The sequence below is a fragment of the Flavobacterium aquiphilum genome (genome assembly GCF_027111335.1).
Lineage (GTDB): Bacteria > Bacteroidota > Bacteroidia > Flavobacteriales > Flavobacteriaceae > Flavobacterium > Flavobacterium aquiphilum.
In genome coordinates, this window is record NZ_CP114288.1 from 3924930 (window position 1) to 3943416 (window position 18487).

The window sequence follows — 18487 nt, forward strand, 5'->3', positions numbered from 1 at the left end:
GAAATAAAATGAGACAACAAATTACAAGTATAATATACCGTTTAACATTTGCCATTATTATTTTGGCTGCCTTTCCGGTTTTCTCACAGCAGGGTAATAAAACATCTTTAGTTCTTCGTGGCCAGATTTTAGATTCTAGTGATAAGCTACCAATTCCTGGGGCAACAATTGCAGAACAAGATGCTGAAAATCGTACAGTTAATGGTACAGTGTCCGATATTGATGGAAATTTTGCATTAAAAATCAAAAATCCAAATAACAAATTGTACATATCTATGATAGGATATACTTCTAAAAGAATGCCTATTAATGGAAGAGAATCTATTAAAGTTATGTTGGTATCCACTATAGAATCCCTTAATGCTGTAGTTATTACTTCTGAGAAAAAGTCAGATAATGGTAGTGGATTGAAAATTGCTGACCGAGATAGAACGACGAGTGCTGTTACCATCAATGCTGCAGAATTAGCTTATACTCAGGCTCCGAGTATCGATGAGGCTCTACAGGGACGTATGCCTGGGGTTGATATTACCGCTACTAGTGGTGACCCGGGAGCAGGTATGCAAATCAAAATCAGAGGTACTTCTTCTATTACAGGATCTTCAAATCCTTTAATTGTAGTAGATGGGATGCCTTATGAAACTTCAGTTCCAGCAGATTTTAATTTTGGTACTGCCGATGAAGAAAGTTATTCGGCTTTATTAAATATTGCTCCTACTGACATTGAAACAATAACCGTATTAAAAGATGCGGCCGCTACTGCGGTATGGGGTTCGCGTGCCGCCAGTGGGGTATTATTAATCACTACCAAACGTGGAAGTGTGAGCACACCAAAAATTACTTATACATTTAAAGCTACATATTCAAAATTACCTGAAACAATTCCTATGTTGAGTGGAGATCAATATTCCCAATTGATCCCGGAAGAATATATGAATAGAAACGGAGTTCCATTGAATACTTTAAATGTCAAAGAATTTCAATACGACCCTTTGGATGTATATAATTTCAAGAACTATGGACAAAACACGGATTGGGTAGGTGCTATTTCGCAAACGGGTTTAACGGGTGAACATAACCTTTCTTTACAAGGAGGAGGAGAAAAAGCAAGGTATTATTCTTCAGTTGGTTACTACAATTCGAAAGGAGTTACTAAAGGTACCGGATTAGAGCGATTAAACGGTAGATTGAATCTCGATTATATTGTTTCTGACCGTATTCGTTTTAAAACTGATATATCCTACACTCATACCGTTACGGATCGAAATTATGTAAACAGTTTTAATGATAGTGATGGAGACCTTTTGCGTGGGGTTGCTTTTACCAAAATGCCAAATATGAGTATTTACGAATATGATGAAATGGGGAATTTAACACCTAACTATTTTACCCCTGCTCAAAATGTTCAAGGCTTATATCCTAAAACTTACAATCCTGTAGCAATGGCTGAACTAGCTACAAATCAACAAATAGGAGACCGTATTGTACCGCATTTTAACTTGCAGGTCGATATTATTCCTAAAATTTTTATCTCTGTATTTGATTTGCAATTTGATTATAATACTACCAAATCTAAATCATTTTTGCCTCAAGATGCTACAGGACGCCCTTTTACTGAAACAGTTGTAAACAGAGCCTCTGATGCCGATGCTGGAGAATCTAGTGTTTTAACAAAAACAAACTTTATTTATACGCCAAACATTGGAAAAAATCAGACATTACAAGCTTCATTGCAGTTGCAAACCAACGATTATAAATATACAACTCATCAGGCAATGACATCCAATACGGCTTCGTCTTTATTGACAGATCCATCAGTTCCATCAAGAACCCAAAATTCTGAATTATTTTTATACACAAATAATAGTCAGGCTAGAAGTGTTGGAGCATTAATAAGTGCTCAATACGGTTTATTGGATCGTTATCTTATTAATGTTGGTTTGCGTGGAGACGGAAATTCAAAATTTGGTCCGGAAAACAGATATGGTTTATTCCCTTCGATATCTACACGTTGGAGAGTCTCTGGAGAATCATTTATGAAAAAAGCGAAATGGATTGACGATTTAAGTCTTAGAGCCAGTTACGGGGAATCTGGTAGGGCACCAAAATATGATTATCGTTATTTCAATGTATATAGAAATTATACTACCGACTATTTAGGTCTTTCTGGGGTCTTCCCAGCCAATATCGAATTGAGCAATTTGCGTTGGGAAACATTACAAGGTACCAACTTAGGTTTCAATTTACAGATGTTCAAGAAAAAGGTAACTATAGATCTGGATTTATATAAAAACACAACCAAAGATTTAATTTTTCCAAATGTCCAAATTAGTACTGTTTCTGGTTATAATACATTGGATCAAAACGTAGGGACATTAGAAAATAGAGGATGGGAATTAGGAGTTTATACGACTCCTTATAAATCCAATAAATGGAAAGTTGATTTCAACTTCAATATTTCTAGCAATCAAAATACGGTAAAAGAAATCTCTGAATACTTTCAAACTGAGAGTGGAAATACAGACAAAAATGGGGAATACAAACGTTTCCTTCAAGTTGATAATCCATTTGGATCATTTTATGGATACCGTTTTAAAGGGGTATATAAAGATCTTGAAGCAACAAAAGCAAAAGACGCCAATGGCAATAAAGTTGTGGGGCCCAACGGACAGGAAGTATTTATGCGTTTCAACTACCCTAATGTTGATTATGTATTTCAACCCGGTGATGCTATGTATGAAGACATCAACCATGATGGAAATATTGACAGCCGAGATGTAGTGTATTTAGGAAATAGCAACCCTAAATTCGTTGGAGGTTTTGGACCGAATATAAGTTACAACAACCAATTTAAGTTGCTACTTTATTTTACTTACAGATTAGATTACGACATCATTAATGGTACCGATATGAAAACTACTAATATGTATGACTGGTCCAACCAAAGTACGGCTGTACTATCAAGATGGCGTAATCCAGGTGATGTAACCAATATGCCTAGAGCAGTTTACGGAGCAGGTTACAACTGGCTGGGTTCTGATCGTTATGTTGAAGATGCTTCTTTCTTACGTTTACGTTCTATTACATTCAACTATACCTTCAACAAAAACTTCATAAAAAAATTAAGGTTAGAGGATTTGAATTGGTATGTAACGGCTGACAATATATACACATTTACAAAATACAAAGGACAAAATCCAGAGGCGAATATGAAAGGTGGGGATATTTTTGCAATAGCAGTTGATAATGCCAGTACTCCGCCAACAAGACGTTTAACACTAGGGCTTTCTGTTCGTTTCTAATAATATACTTTGAATTATGCAAACTAAAATAAAAACAATCTTAGCAATTTTCATACTCTTTGTCTCTGCGACATCTTGTGACAATTATTTGGATTTAAAACCTCAGGATGGAATCGTTCGTGAAGAGTTTTGGAAAACTAAAGAAGATATACAGGCTGCTGTTGTCGGAATTTATTCCTCTTTGTTAAACTCTCCTCCTGGAGTAGCCGGTGATTTGCCTATGTCTGAATACTTATTCATCTACGGAGAATTAAGAGGAGATATGATAGCTCCTGGTGCCAATGTTACCGAGGATGAAAGAGATATGATGAATTCCAATATTATTCCCGCTAATGATTTAACAAGCTGGTCTCCTTTTTACAGAACCATTAATTATTGTAACACAGTAATTGATCTTGCTCCAACTGTAAAAGATCACGACCCGACTCTAAGTCAAGATCAATTAAATCATTATCTTTCTGAAGCTTTGGCAATAAGAGCTTATCTGTATTTTACATTGGCTCGTACTTTTAAAGATGTGCCTTTAAAATTAACAGCTACATTAACCGACGTAGATAATTTCCAATTAGCCGCTACTCCTCAAAAAGACATTTTTGCTCAAGTCATAAAGGATCTTAAACAGGCAGAAGCCTATTCCGTTCAAAGTTATGGAGATCAAGCATCAGACAAAGGACGCATCACTCTTTATGCTATTGAAGCGATGCTTACCGATGTGTATTTATGGACCGATAATTATCAAGAAGCGGTAACTGCTGCTGATAAAGTAATTAATTCCAATAAATTTAAATTGATACAAACTGGAAGCAGCACTTGGTTTAATACAGTTTATGCCAAAGGAAATTCAGAAGAAAGTATTTTCGAATTTCAATATACTACAAGCAATTTGGGTCCATTCTACAATATCTTTTCACTAAGACCTGAATTTTTAGCTTCAGCTAATGCTTTAGAAGATGTTTTCGGAATTGACTTTACTAATCCTAACAATAAAGATATTCGAGGAGAATATGCTTCAATTGTACCGGGATCTAACCAGATTTATAAATTCATTGGACTAGATAATAACACCCGAAAAGAATTACAAACCGCAGATACACACTGGTTCGTATATCGTTATGCTGATGTGTTGTTGATGAAAGCCGAAGCACTTGCTGAGTTGAACCAAGGAACCGAAGCCCTAAAAATTATTGAGGACATTCGATTAAAACGTAAAGCAATTGATATGACAGCTCAAGTTGCAGATCCTGGAAATAAATATGATGTGATCAATTACCTAATGGATGAACGTGCACGTGAATTTGCATTCGAAGGAAAACGCTGGTTTGATATTCTTAGAAATGCAAGAAGAAACAATTATGCTCGAATGGATATATTAATTGATGCGGCTATCACAAATGCTCCGGCCGATCAACAGCAAACAATTAAAGCCAAACTAAAAGATCCAAACAGTCACTATTTACCAATCAATACGTATGAACTTTATACCAATAAAGCACTTGTACAAAACCCGTTTTATAAATAAAAAATAATAAGTCATGAAAAGAATACTAAGATTACCTAGATTATTGAGACTTACTTTACTATTTTTTATAGTTCTGGCGTTTCAAAATTGCACTGAGCAAAAGATAAAAGAAGGTACAGATCAAACAGTAAATATAACTGACTATCTGAGACAAAATGAACAATATTCGATGTTTCTGGAAATTCTGGATTTAACGAATTATGCTTCATTCATGAATACTTACGGCACCTACACATTATTCCTTCCAACCAATGAAGCGGTTAAAGCATATTTAAAAGATGTGGGGGCAAGTTCTTTAAAAGAAGTGCCTATTGAGGATTTAAAAAATATTGCAAAACTGCATATTTTAGATCAAAAGGTAAATACAACTGATTTTACAGATGGTAAAATTGCAACTCCTAGTATGTATGGACAGTATTTGATAACAGGAGCATCCAATATAAACGGAATTTCAAGTATTACTGTTAATAAAGTTTCCAGTATTGTTGCTTCAAACATCGAAGTAGGAAATGGAGTTATACACGTTATTGACAAAGTAATGCGTGTTGCCGACAAGACTTTGGCCAAAACTATCGAAGACAATCCTTCATTATCACTTTTTACCGAAACCTTAAAAGCAACAGGATGGTACGATAAGTTAAATGTACCTATTAACAAAGATGATAAAGAGAAAAACTATCTTTCTGTTTTAGCTCAAACAAATGATGTTTTTAAAGCTGCTGGTTTTAATAGTTTAGCTGATTTAAAAAAGAGATACAGTCATTTGAATGATCCAATGAATCCAAAAGACAGTTTAAACCTTTTTGTAAGCTACCGAATTTTACCAAGATTAATGTACCTAGCTGATTTAGCAATAACGCCAGCTCTTGAAACTATGGCACCACTCGAAGTAATTAGTGCCAAACTAGATAAAGAAACCATTTTATTAAACGAAGAAGTCTTTAATGGTGTATTGGAAAAAGGTTCATCTGTTAACAGAGACCTAAGTGATATTACCGCTTCTAATGGCGCTTTACATCTTGTAGATGCAAACTTTGCGATCAAAAAACGTTTACCGGCACCTGTTTATTTTGATTTTTGTGACCAGCCTGAATTCCGAAAGTTAACTTCTATTTTTAGAACTGCCATCGGAGGAAGACAATCATTGGCAAAATCTCAATTTTCAGACGTTACCTGGGATGGGACTGATGTCATTACTTATTATAAAGATCCTGCAAATGGTGGAACAGTTGGTTTTGGATGGCACGGAGATTGTCTCGAAATTAATCGTTTAAGAGATGGAAACGTTCAAAACATTGCTTTTAAAACACCGGTAATCATTAAAGGAAAATATAAAGTTTGGATTTCTTACAGAGCACAAACTACAAAAGTAGGACTTGTAAAAGTGTTTTTTGACGGAAAAGAATTACCAAGACAAATTAATATGCTTGAATTTGTGAACACTTCTTCTATACCAGAAAGAGTGTTAGAATCTCAAGGATACAAGCGACATGTTTCCCCTACCAGCAGCAAAATGAACTGTAGATTGGTTGGAACAATAGACGTAACAACGACTGCAAGACATACGTTAACGCTACAAAGTCAGTCGGCGTTCTCTGCTCAAGCTTGGTTTGATGTTGCCGAATTCCGTCCAGTAGACATGGATCAATTATATCCTAAATTCCAAGCAGGTGGAGATGGTTTTGCACCGATGCCATAATTCTAAATTAAATCGAAAAACCCAATCACAAACTTAATTAAGTAAAAATGACTTTAAAATTAAAATATAAAAGACTTTTAGCTACCGTTCTGGCGGTAGCTCTGGTCTCCTGTTCTAATCCGTGGGATGACCGCGAAAATAATGGTGACTCAAATTTGGATCAAAATCTAAGTGAGGCAATCATAAGCACACCAGAAACATCACAGTTCGGGCAATTATTAGTAAAAACAGGCTATGACAAAATTCTGTCTGCTTCCAAGACTTATACTGTTTTTGTACCTACAAATGATGCAATGAGTAAAGTAGATCCTGCCATTTTAAATGATGCAGCTGCTGTTAAAAAATTTGTAGAAAATCATATTGCGTTAACCGCGTACTCTTCAATTAGAAAAAACAGCGAAGAGAAAATTTATATGTTAAGCACTAAATATTTAACATTCAAAGGCAGTACAACAATTGGAGATGCTACCATTGTAGGAGCTGATCACTATGCAGCGAACGGAGTCTATCATATTATCAATAAAGCCCAAGCCGTAAAATTGAATATTTGGGAATATGTTAATTCTATGAAAGGTAATTCGGCCATGAGCGATTACTTGTTGAGCTTAAAAGAAATTAGTATTTATAAGGCTGATATTGCTGCAAAAGCAACTGCAGAACCAGGTTTTCTTTCTGATTCTCTATCTAATTCCTATCTAATGAATGTATATAATTTGAATAATGAGAAGAATTCATATACATTCTTTCTAATGGATGATGCCGGTTATACTGCCGAGGTTGATAAAATGAAGCCTTATATGACTATTTCCACTTCAACTATCCCAGAAAAAGATTCTACCGCAATTTATTCCAAATATTTTACGGTAAGAGATATGGCTTTCCCAAAAGCATATAAAAAAGAGGAGTTACCGGCAAAACTAACTTCACGTTTTGGTGTTGAATTTGATGTTGACAAAACACAAATTGTTGGTGAGCCAATTGAATTGAGTAACGGTATTGTTTACCGAATGAAAAAAGTTAATATTGACCTTAGTAAACGTTTGATTCCAACCAAAATCGAAGGCGAACGCAATTCCGGTTTTAGCCCAATTGATCTGAGATCTAAAGTTTTATATCGCGACAGAATCGATCCTGCAGGGGTATTATTTAATGACATCATGGTAAGAAATCAGGGAGTGTCATTGTTTACATTGATTTATCAAACACCAGTTTTATACAGCACAAAGTATAAAGTTTACTGGAGAGCTATCAATGACATGCAAACTAATGTTTTTCAACAGCGTTTGCAGATAGGAGGAAAAATTAAACTTGATGGTAAAATCTATACATTCACTAATCCTATCATGTTATTCCCTTATATGGATGTGCCTGTAAAAAATTACGACCCGGTTTATATAGGAGAATTCACTCTTGATAAGGCAGGTAATATATTTACTTCTCTTATAGCTGCCAATACAACTACAGATGGGAATAACACCCTAACACTAGATTATTTGAATTTTGTTCCTGTCGTTAAATAAAAATAGATTATGCTAAAAATTATAAAACTTACATGCTTGGTAAGCATTTTATTTGCTGGAGGATTTAATTTAGAATTGTACGCTCAAACAGCTAAAGACTCAACAGCAACTGTTGCTCCTCAACCACAAAAAGACATAAAAGGAATTGTAGTGAAAGGTGTTGTTAAAAGTGCAAGAACCAATGCAGCTATATCGGGTATAAATATCTCAGTTGAAGGGTTTTCGGCCTCTATCACAAATGATGATGGTAGCTTCAGCATTAAAGTACCAAATTTAAATGCCCTCCTTACCATTAGTGGGCAAGATTATCAAACCAAAGTTTATGCCATTAGAAATAGAAAATCAGAAATAGAAATCTTTTTAAACGAAGCTTATTATTCTCCAACCTACTTAGTTGGAAATCTACCAGCTGGAGATAAAATGCAATATGATAATACTAACGCAACAAGTGTTGTCAACTTCAAAAAAGATCAGTGGTCCAATCCGGTGAGCGAGTCCATTGGAGGATTTCTTCAAGGAAAAGCAACGGGCTTAACCAGTGTTAGAAATTCGGGTACACCAAATTCAGGTGCTTACTTGACTTTAAGAGGTTTTAATTCCTTGTACGCTACCAATAGACCTTTAATCGTTGTTGATGGTATGATTTATGAAGATGACGATTATGGATCCGGTATCATAAAAGGCTATAGTTCTTCTCCCCTTACAAACATTGATGTTAAGGATATTGAAGACGTAACTATTATTAAAGATGGGACCTCCTTATACGGAACCAAGGGAGCCAATGGTGTGATAAATATTACAACCACTCGCGCTTCTGAAGTTTCGACTAAAATAGATTTCACGATGTACGGCGGATTTAATCAAGCTCCTCAACAACTTCCATTGTTAGGCAGTGATGCTTATAGAACTCATATTTCCCAATTAGAATCTACCCGTGGTTTATCATCTCAAGAAATTGCGAACTTACCATACATGAATGATAATGTAGGCTCTGTAGGATATTATAAATACCATAATGAAACCAATTGGCAGGATCAAATTTTAAAATCCAGCTATAATCAAAACTATTTCCTTAAAATTCGAGGAGGAGATGAAATTGCAAAATTTGGTCTATCTGTTGGATACTTAGATAATCAAGGAGTTGTTGAAGGCACAGGTTCAAAACGCTACAGTACACGTTTGAATGCCGCTTTACGATTAACTGAAAAATTGACCGTTGACGCAAATCTTTCTTTCATCAATAATGAACAAGATCAATGGGATCAAGGTTCTATAGATACAAGCCCATTATATTTGGGATTGACTAAAGCTCCTATTTTAAGGTATAATGAGGTTAATGATGCCGGAGAAGTTTCGCCTAATTTTGCCGATGTAGATTATTTTAATGTAAGTAACCCGATGGCTATTTTCTCTAAAGGGTTTGGAACCAATAAAAATTATCGCTTTTTTGGAGACTTAAAATTTAATTATGCTATAAATAAAGCTTGGAATATCAGTTCAATTGTTGGTTTGACTTTCAACAAAGAAAGAGAAACATTTTTTATACCAGATGCCGGAGTTGCTGATATTATCTTACCAACTGATATTGGAAAAAACCGTTCAGGTAGTGAAGTTCAAGTTTATAATGGTCTTTATACTGATACTTTTGCAAGCTATCTAAAAAGCTTTGAAAATGATCATAATTTAGATGTTCGATTTGGATTTAGAAGCCAAAGCAACAAATCTGAAACTGATTACGGATTAGGTTATAATTCGGCTACTGATGATTTTACTAGTGTAGGATCAGGTTCACCTTTATTACGTCAAATTGGAGGTTCACTAGGTGAATGGCATTGGTTAAATATGTATGCAAATGGAAATTATAACTTCCGTAACAAATATTTTTTAACAGCCAGTTATGCTGTTGATAGTTCCAGTCGCTTTGGTGATGATTTAAAAACAGGTAATAGTAAATTTGTTTTGATGAGTTCAATTTCCGGAGCTTGGTTGCTTTCTTCAGAAAATTTCATGAAGAACATAAAAGATATCGATTATCTTAAACTTAGACTTGGTTTTGGTACTAGCGGAAATGATGATATAGGTAATTATACTGCACAAAGATATTATGTTTCCCAAAACTTACTTGGAATGCAAGGTTTGGTTCGTGATAATATTGGGAATCCAAACTTAAAATGGGAAACAGTTTCTAAAAGTAATTTAGGTATCGATTTTGGATTGTTCAAAGAACGTATCAATGCTTCTATCGACTATTATGTCAATAAAACAAAAGATATGATCGTTTATGAATCTATCAGTAATACAAGTGGATTTGATTATGTAGCTTCAAACAGTGGGGCAATGCGTACATTCGGAACAGAATTTTCATTGAATGCCCGTGTTATTAATTCACCCGATTTTATTTTTGACTTTGGTTTTAATCTAAGCCATTATGAAAACAAAGTGCAAAGTTTACCAAGTGGTGATATTCTTACCCAATTTGGTGGTGCTACTTATTTAACCTCTGTTGGTAAAGATGCCAATTTATTTTACGGATTAGACAGCAACGGAGTTTACAGCACAACTGCAGAAGCCAATGCTGATGGATTATCAAGACGTTTAACAAATGGCAACTTGGTTCCTTTTGGTGCAGGTGACATGCGTTTTAGAGATGTAAATGGAGATAAAGTTATTGATGATAAGGATCGTGTGGTAATTGGTAATCCAAATCCGGATATAATGGGTAGTTTCAATGCTAACTTTACATACAAACGATTTAGCTTACAAGGATTGTTTAATTTCTCTGTAGGTAATGATCTTTACAATGGTGTGCGTTACAATCTTGAAAAAATGAGTGGTTACGAAAACCAGAGTGTTGCGGTTGCTAATCGTTGGAGAGCCGAAGGACAGCAAACAGATATGCCAAAAGCAGTTTGGGGTGATCCAATGGGTAATTCCGAATTTTCAGACAGATGGATTGAAGACGGTTCTTACTTAAGATTGAAAACATTAGTATTGGGTTATGATTTCAAAGTAAATGAGGCGAAGCATGTTAAATATATCAAACTATATGCAACAGCCAATAACTTATTCACAGTTTCCAAATATCTTGGATTTGATCCTGAATTTAGTGCCACTTCATCCATTTTTGGTCAGGGAGCTGATATTGGTTTAGTTCCTCAGTTTACTAGTTACCAACTTGGGTTGCGTTTAGGACTTTAAAATTATTTTTTACAACATAGAGAACAGTAAGATGATAACAACAATCAGAACAAAATCAATAAAATCGGCCAAAACCTTGTTATGGATGATGATACTAGTATTTAGTGTTACCTCCTGCGAGGAATATCTGGATGTACAACCGGAAGACAAACTTGCCGGTGATCAGGTGTATCGAAACGTATATGACGCCGATGCCGCAGTTATTGGGATATATGGAAAATTTATGGGGCTGGCTGAAAAATATGTGATGCTAAATGAAATGCGTGCAGACCTGATGACGACCACATCTAATTCTAGTCCTTATTTAAAAGAACTTTCGGAACAAAATGTTTCGGAAGGTAACCCATACGCAAATCCAAAAGATTTCTACACAGTAATTCAAAACTGTAATGATGTGCTTAAAAATTTCAATATTATGCTTTCTGCCAAGAAATTTACGCAATCACAGTACGATCAACGCTATGCAGATGTTGCATGTATTCGTTCTTGGGTCTATTTGCAACTAGGGATTCAATACGGTAGTGTTCCTTATATAACAGAACCAATAGAAACGTTAGATGACGTTAGAAATATTAATAAATACCCAAAACTTACTTTTAATCAACTACTTGATGAACTTGTTAAATTTACTGAAGGTCTGACTTACAAAAATTTATATGATCCTTCAAGCAGTCTGGTAGTAACTGTCGATGGTTACAATACCAGTAAATTCTTTATCAATAAAGAATGTTTAATGGGGGATTTACAACTTTGGAAAGGCAATTATCTTGAAGCAGCAAAACATTACAAAAATGTAATGGAAACGGGTACTCCAACAAATAATTTGGATATGTATAGAGTAAAATTTGCCGAGGTCGTAACACATGAAGATTTGGCAGTTGGTTACTTAAGAAATTCCGAAATGGATGCAACTACATTGGTAGATAGTAATACACAGGGTTGGAGATCTATTTTTGGCAGAGATAGAGATGTATTATGGAATACAGAATGGATTTGGTCGTTGCCTTTTGATAGTGATTTTGCACCTAAGAATCCATTTATCGATATTTTTTCAAAAACAAGAGGTCAATATTTAGCTAAACCCTCACAACGAGCTATCGCACTTTGGAATAGTAATACACAAAGTAACGGTTTCCCATATGATGCACGTGGACCAAAATTTACTTATAAAATGGTTGGTGGAGATCCTGTAATTATGAAATACATTTATAAATACGAAGCTGTAGCAGGTACTAATCCTTTTAAAACAGATGGAGATTGGTTTTTGTATCGTGCTGCCAAACTACATTTGCGTTATGCTGAAGCGGCCAATAGGGATAATCAACAAAAAATTGCTTGGGCTCTTTTAAATTTTGGAATACAATCGGCCTATACTCCGGCGGGTTACAATAATACTACAGGGGATGCAACAAATATTAAGCAAACCTTTCTACCTTTTCCGTATGATTTTGATGCCCGTCAAGGGGATTTTCCAACATTCAGATCAATTTGGCATCGTGGAGGCGGAATTAGAGGACGTGCCTATTTAGCGGGTGTCGGAGCTATTGGAAATGACATGATTACTACTGAAAACAATATCATTGACGAAGCTGCTTTAGAATTAGCTTATGAAGGAAACCGTTGGGAAGACTTGGTTCGTATTTCTTTAAGACGCAATAATCCGGCTTATTTAGCAGACAAGATATATGACAAATTGAACAAAGAAGGTAACCCTAAAGCTGCTGAAGTTCGAGCTAAGCTAATGAGTGTCAACAACTGGTACTTGCCTTTTACTTGGAAATAAGAATATAACCAAACCATTATATTTTAAATTTTGTACGCAAAAAAACCTTAGAAGTAATTCATTTACAACTAAGGTTTTTTTATTTCTAAAAAAAGGTCGACGAACTTAGAGCAATTCGTTGCTAACTTAACGGTTAACTTTTTACTTCCTTCTCGAAGAGTCTCTTACCAATACTTCAGTATTCAAAAAAGTGATTTCTTTAACTTCGTCTTTTTTGAGAGATTTTAAATTTTTGAGAATAATTTCTGCAGACATCTCCCCCATTTTGGCGGCAGGATGTGTAATTGTTGATAAATTTGGATCTATAATTTGAGAAATAGGATCATTATTAAAACCGATGACAGCCAATTCTTCCGGAACTTTAATTCCTCTTTTTTTAGCACATTGTACAGCGCTTACCCCCATTATATCTCCTGAAGAAAAAATACCATCGGGACGATTTTCCAAACTAAGCAATTGATTACTGGCTCTCTCCCCTTCTTCATACGTAACTGCTGATAAATTAACAATCAATTCATCCTCTATGGGCAAATCATGTTCTTTTAATGCGTCCAAATAACCTCTCTTTCTTTCGTTATACAAATTTCCAAACTCGGCTGTAATATGGGCAATACGGGTACAGCCTTGGTCAATAAGGTGTTTTGTTGCTTTATAACCCGCAGCATAGTTATCAATAACTACTCGAAAAGTATTAAAATTTTTAGGAACCCTGTCCACAAAAACCAAAGGAATATTGTTACTTACAAATTGGTCAAAATGTGAAGTGTCAAGTGTTTGCATGGCCAGCGAACAAATAATTCCGCTCACCCGGCTGCTGTAAAGTGATTTTGCCATACTCACCTCTTCTTCATAAGAATCATGAGATTGCATAATGATTACATAATATCCCGATTTTTGTGCCGTAATCTCAATACCGCTAATTAATGATGAAAGAAAAGGTTGTGTAACAGTTGGTATTAAAACTCCAATAGTATTGGTTTTGTTGCCTCGCAATCCTGCCGCCAAAGTATTCGGAACATATCCCATTTCTTCGGCAGTTTTCTTAACTTTCTTTATCGTTTTCTCACTAATTGTAGGATGATCTTTTAAAGCTCTCGAAATAGTTGAAGTCGCAAGATTTAATCGTTCGGCAATATCATAGATGGTGACATCTTTATTTTCTTCCATAAATTCTATAGATTTTTAATCAAATATATGTTTTTTAGTAAAATTTTGACTTTTTTTACTTTTAAGCCCTCCCTTTTTATTAATATTTCTATACTTTAACATTCTCAAAATAGAATAACTGTTGATAAATCCAACATTTTTTCAGTAATTTACACAATCGGTTGTAATTTACATTATTTATTTTAAACAAAACATTATGTTTACTTTTCAATTTCCTTAAAATAAAAAATAAATTCTCATCCATCTGAAAATAACCAAATATCTAAAAAACAAAACCTCGCTATATGAAACTCAAAAACAGCTTTTGTCTGTTGGCATTATTCTTTCTTTTTGCGATTTCCTCAAATGCTCAGGACGCAGCAAAAAAATATCTTTTTCAAGATCCAAAATTAAGCTTTGAAGAACGGGTAAATGATCTTGTAAGCCAATTGACCCTGGAAGAAAAAGTTGCCCAAATGATCAACACAGCACCTGCTATTCCAAGACTTGGTATTCCTGCTTATAACTGGTGGAACGAAACGCTTCACGGTGTAGCAAGAACCCCTTTCAAAGTAACTGTTTATCCACAAGCGATAGCTATGGCCGCCACTTTTGATAGAAATTCACTTTTCAAAATGGCCGATTACTCCGCACTCGAAGGAAGAGCTATTTACAACAAAGCTGTTGCATTGGGACGTACAGAGGAGCGTTATCTGGGGCTTACTTATTGGACACCCAACATCAATATTTTTCGTGATCCTCGCTGGGGACGCGGGCAAGAAACTTATGGCGAAGACCCATATTTAACCGCTACGATGGGAGACTCCTTTGTAAAAGGCTTACAAGGCGATGACCCTAAATATTTAAAAGCAGCGGCTTGTGCCAAACACTATGCTGTTCATAGTGGACCAGAGCCCTTACGACACACATTTGACACTGATGTAAGCCCTTACGACCTTTGGGATACTTATTTGCCTGCTTTTCAAAAATTGGTAGTCGATTCAAAAGTAGCTGGCGTAATGTGTGCCTATAACGCTTTTAGAACCAAACCTTGTTGTGCCAATGACGAACTGATGGTAAGTATACTCCGCAAACAATGGGGTTTCAAAGGTTATGTTACTTCTGATTGTTGGGCAATTGATGATTTCTTTAAAAATCACAAAACCCATCCTGATGCCGAATCCGCTTCTGCAGATGCGGTATTTCATGGTACCGATCTTGATTGTGGCACCGATGCTTATAAATCATTGGTACAAGCCGTAAAAGATGGAAAAATTACAGAATCACAAATTGATATTTCCGTGAAAAGACTTTTTATGATTCGATTTCAGTTAGGAATGTTTGACCCAGTTTCTATGGTGAAATACGCCCAAACACCAGAATCTGTATTGGAAAGTGGCGAACATAAAGCCCATGCGCTTAAAATGGCACAACAGTCAATCGTGTTGCTAAAAAATGAAAACAATACATTGCCTTTGAGCAAAAAACTGAAAAAAATTGTAGTGCTTGGCCCTAATGCCGATAACCCAATTGCTATTTTAGGAAATTACAATGGTACTCCAAGCGAACTTAGTACAGTTCTTCAGGGAATTAAAGACAAAGTGGGCAAAAATACTGAAGTCGTATATGAACAAGCTGTCAATTTTACAAATGATACTTTATTGGCTTATACCAATGTAAAAAATCAATATTCATTTGAAGGAAAACAAGGTTTCAAAGCCGAATATTTCAACAATAAAGACCTCAACGGCAAACCCGAAGCGGTAAGAACTGAAGCCGAACTGAACAATTTCTGGCAAGAAGGAGAAAAAGTTATTGGCAGCATTCGTGCCAACAACTTCTCTGCCCGTTACACCACCAACTTTAAAGCAACAACAGACGGATCAATCACATTTGAACTATCAGCCGATGATGGATATCGCTTTTTGGTGAATGGAAAACAAGTTATCGATGCATGGAAAAAGAATCGTTGGGGAGCAAAAACCTATCGATTGCAAACCAAAAAAGATGCTGTTTACAATCTTGTTGTTGAATATTGGCAAGGAGACGGAAAAGCTAACGTTAAATTAAGTGCTGGAAATTTTGCCCGCACTGATTTTAATACACTTGTTAACCGCATAAAAGATGCTGATGCTTTTGTTTTTGTGGGCGGAATATCGCCTCAACTGGAAGGCGAAGAAATGAAAGTACCCTACCCAGGATTTAACGGCGGTGACCGTACTTCGATTATGCTGCCAGCTGTTCAAACCGAACTTATGAAATCGTTGCATAACATTGGCAAACCTGTTGTTTTCGTAATGATGACGGGAAGCGCCATTGCCATTCCGTGGGAAGCAGAACACGTTCCTGCAATTGTCAATGCATGGTATGGAGGTCAAGCTGCAGGAACCGCTGTAGCCGATGTTCTTTTTGGTGACTATAATCCTGCCGGACGTCTGCCTGTTACCTTCTACAAAAGCGACAGCGACCTCCCTCCTTTCGTCGATTATACTATGGAAAACCGCACCTATCGCTATTTCAAAGGGCAACCACTATACGGTTTTGGATACGGATTGAGCTATACCACTTTCAATTATGACCAAATGAATATCCCTGAATCATCTGCCAAAGGAAAAGAAGTCCCCGTATCAGTAAGAGTGACAAATACCGGAAAAACTGCAGGTGAAGAAGTTGTTCAGCTTTACATCACCAATCCCGACAAATCAATTAAAACAGCCTTAAAAGCGTTGAAAGGCTTTGAGAGAGTTAGCCTGAAACCGGGTGAAAGCAAAATAGTTTCATTCCTGCTTTCGCAAAAAGACCTCTCCTACATCAATTCAAATGGAGAAATCACATCTTTTCAAGGTAAAATCGAAATCAGCATTGGTGGAAGCCAGCCCGATGAAACAGCAAAAACAAGTGGAAACATAATTAAAAAGAGCTTGACTATCTTGTAGTTTGATTTCTTTTTTAGAAGCAGAAACATTTTGCATTTCTTCAAGATTGGTCCCGCTTTTCGTTACAATATCCATGACTGAACCCCAGCCATGGATGATTTCCACTACAATCGGGGCTAAAAATCAACATTCTGCTTTTTTAGAAGTATCCAAGGAAAAATCTGCGTAAATCTGCCTGCAAATTTCTTTCGCGCAGATTTACGCAGATTAATGGTTAATTTTTTTATTACCCCCAAATACTCTAATTCCCCTTTTTGTAATCGGCTAGAAATTGTGCCAACCCGATATCTGTCAATGGGTGTTTCAACAATCCTGTAATAGACGACAATGGTCCAGTCATTACATCCGATCCTAATTTGGCACAATTAACAACATGCATTGTATGACGAACAGATGCCGATAAAATTTGGGTCTTAAAATCATAATTATCATACACCTGTCTGATTTCGGCAATCAATCCCATTCCGTCAGTCGAAATATCATCCAATCTTCCTAAAAACGGAGACACATAAGTCGCACCTGCTTTGGCCGCCAATAATGCTTGTCCAACCGAAAATACCAATGTTACATTCGTTCTGATCCCCCTATCCGAAAAGTATTTGCACGCTTTTATCCCTACTGCAATCATTGGCAATTTCACTACAATCTGCGGATGCAAAGCTGCCAATTCTTCTCCTTCGCGAATCATTCCTTCATAATCGGTCGCAATCACCTCAGCCGAAACATCTCCATCTACAAGGTTACAGATGTCTACATAATGCTTCAAAATATTATCCGTTCCGGTAATTCCTTCTTTGGCCATCAATGATGGATTTGTAGTCACACCATCCAATATTCCCAAGGACTGAGCCTCAACAATGTCATTCAAATTTGCTGTATCAATAAAAAACTTCATTTTAATTTGTTTTATTTTCCCTTTTTAAAAAAGGGTTTTGGTTAGTATTTATTTTCTTAGAATTATTCAAATTCCTATTTTTAAGCGAAAGCGATATTCATTCATTTATCAAAAACGACAAAAAACAAGACGCAAAAAGCCATAACTATAAAGTCCCTGTAGAAACTTATAATTATCCTAAAATGCAAATTTGTAAACTGACGTAAAATATAAAAGAAAGAAGCACTAAACTTCCGGTAATAATAAACTCAATTTGAGCTGGTTTTCTTCTGGAAAAGCCTCAGACATTCTTAAGTTACAGAATGTATTTCGTTTTTAAAACTGATAAAAAACAAGTTAAATCCATCAATTTGTCAAAATCCAAAAAGGTTTTAAATTACGCTTATTGCTAAAAAAAGCGCATCGAGATTTAATCTAACTACAATAAAAAATCCCGATACTGCTTTCATTTCCAACTAAACTAATTAATTAAAGTAAAGTAAATCAGAC

9 protein-coding genes are annotated in these 18487 nt (G+C 35.7%); 7 read left to right on the plus strand and 2 right to left on the minus strand.

What is annotated here, in order from left to right; all coding sequences use genetic code 11:
• Window positions 1–8 precede the first annotated feature (8 nt).
• Genes OZP12_RS15740 through OZP12_RS15765 form a run of 6 tightly spaced genes read left to right on the plus strand, consistent with a single transcriptional unit; the run spans window position 9 to window position 13021 of the window.
• A complete protein-coding gene (locus tag OZP12_RS15740) occupies window positions 9–3302 on the plus strand; it encodes a SusC/RagA family TonB-linked outer membrane protein (RefSeq protein ID WP_281225988.1) in 3294 nt (1097 codons plus the stop codon).
• A gap of 16 nt (window positions 3303–3318) precedes the next feature.
• Window positions 3319–4821, plus strand: coding sequence for a RagB/SusD family nutrient uptake outer membrane protein (locus OZP12_RS15745; RefSeq protein ID WP_281225989.1), 1503 nt, complete (start codon window positions 3319–3321; stop codon window positions 4819–4821).
• 13 nt (window positions 4822–4834) lie between these two features.
• On the plus strand, window positions 4835–6520 hold the full coding sequence (locus OZP12_RS15750) for a fasciclin domain-containing protein (RefSeq protein WP_281225990.1): 1686 nt from the start codon (window positions 4835–4837) through the stop codon (window positions 6518–6520).
• A 47-nt stretch (window positions 6521–6567) separates the two neighbouring features.
• Complete coding sequence (locus tag OZP12_RS15755; protein WP_281225991.1) at window positions 6568–8040, plus strand: fasciclin domain-containing protein; 1473 nt, start codon at window positions 6568–6570, stop codon at window positions 8038–8040.
• Window positions 8041–8049: 9 nt separating this feature from the next.
• Window positions 8050–11238: a SusC/RagA family TonB-linked outer membrane protein gene (locus OZP12_RS15760; RefSeq protein WP_281225992.1), complete on the plus strand. Its 3189-nt coding sequence runs from the start codon at window positions 8050–8052 to the stop codon at window positions 11236–11238.
• Window positions 11239–11269: 31 nt separating this feature from the next.
• Window positions 11270–13021 (plus strand): RagB/SusD family nutrient uptake outer membrane protein, encoded by a 1752-nt coding sequence (locus OZP12_RS15765; RefSeq protein WP_281225993.1) that lies wholly within the window; start codon window positions 11270–11272, stop codon window positions 13019–13021.
• 141 nt (window positions 13022–13162) lie between these two features.
• Here the strand turns inward: OZP12_RS15765 and OZP12_RS15770 are convergent, their stop codons facing one another.
• A complete protein-coding gene (locus OZP12_RS15770) occupies window positions 13163–14188 on the minus strand; it encodes a LacI family DNA-binding transcriptional regulator (protein WP_281225994.1) in 1026 nt (341 codons plus the stop codon).
• A gap of 284 nt (window positions 14189–14472) precedes the next feature.
• Between OZP12_RS15770 and OZP12_RS15775 the strand changes: the two genes are divergently transcribed.
• Window positions 14473–17103, plus strand: a complete 2631-nt coding sequence (locus OZP12_RS15775) for a beta-glucosidase (RefSeq protein WP_281225995.1) — start codon at window positions 14473–14475, stop codon at window positions 17101–17103.
• 241 nt (window positions 17104–17344) lie between these two features.
• On the opposite strand, the gene fsa is transcribed toward OZP12_RS15775, so the two are convergent.
• A complete protein-coding gene (fsa, locus tag OZP12_RS15780) occupies window positions 17345–17998 on the minus strand; it encodes a fructose-6-phosphate aldolase (RefSeq protein ID WP_281225996.1) in 654 nt (217 codons plus the stop codon).
• Window positions 17999–18487 lie beyond the last annotated feature (489 nt).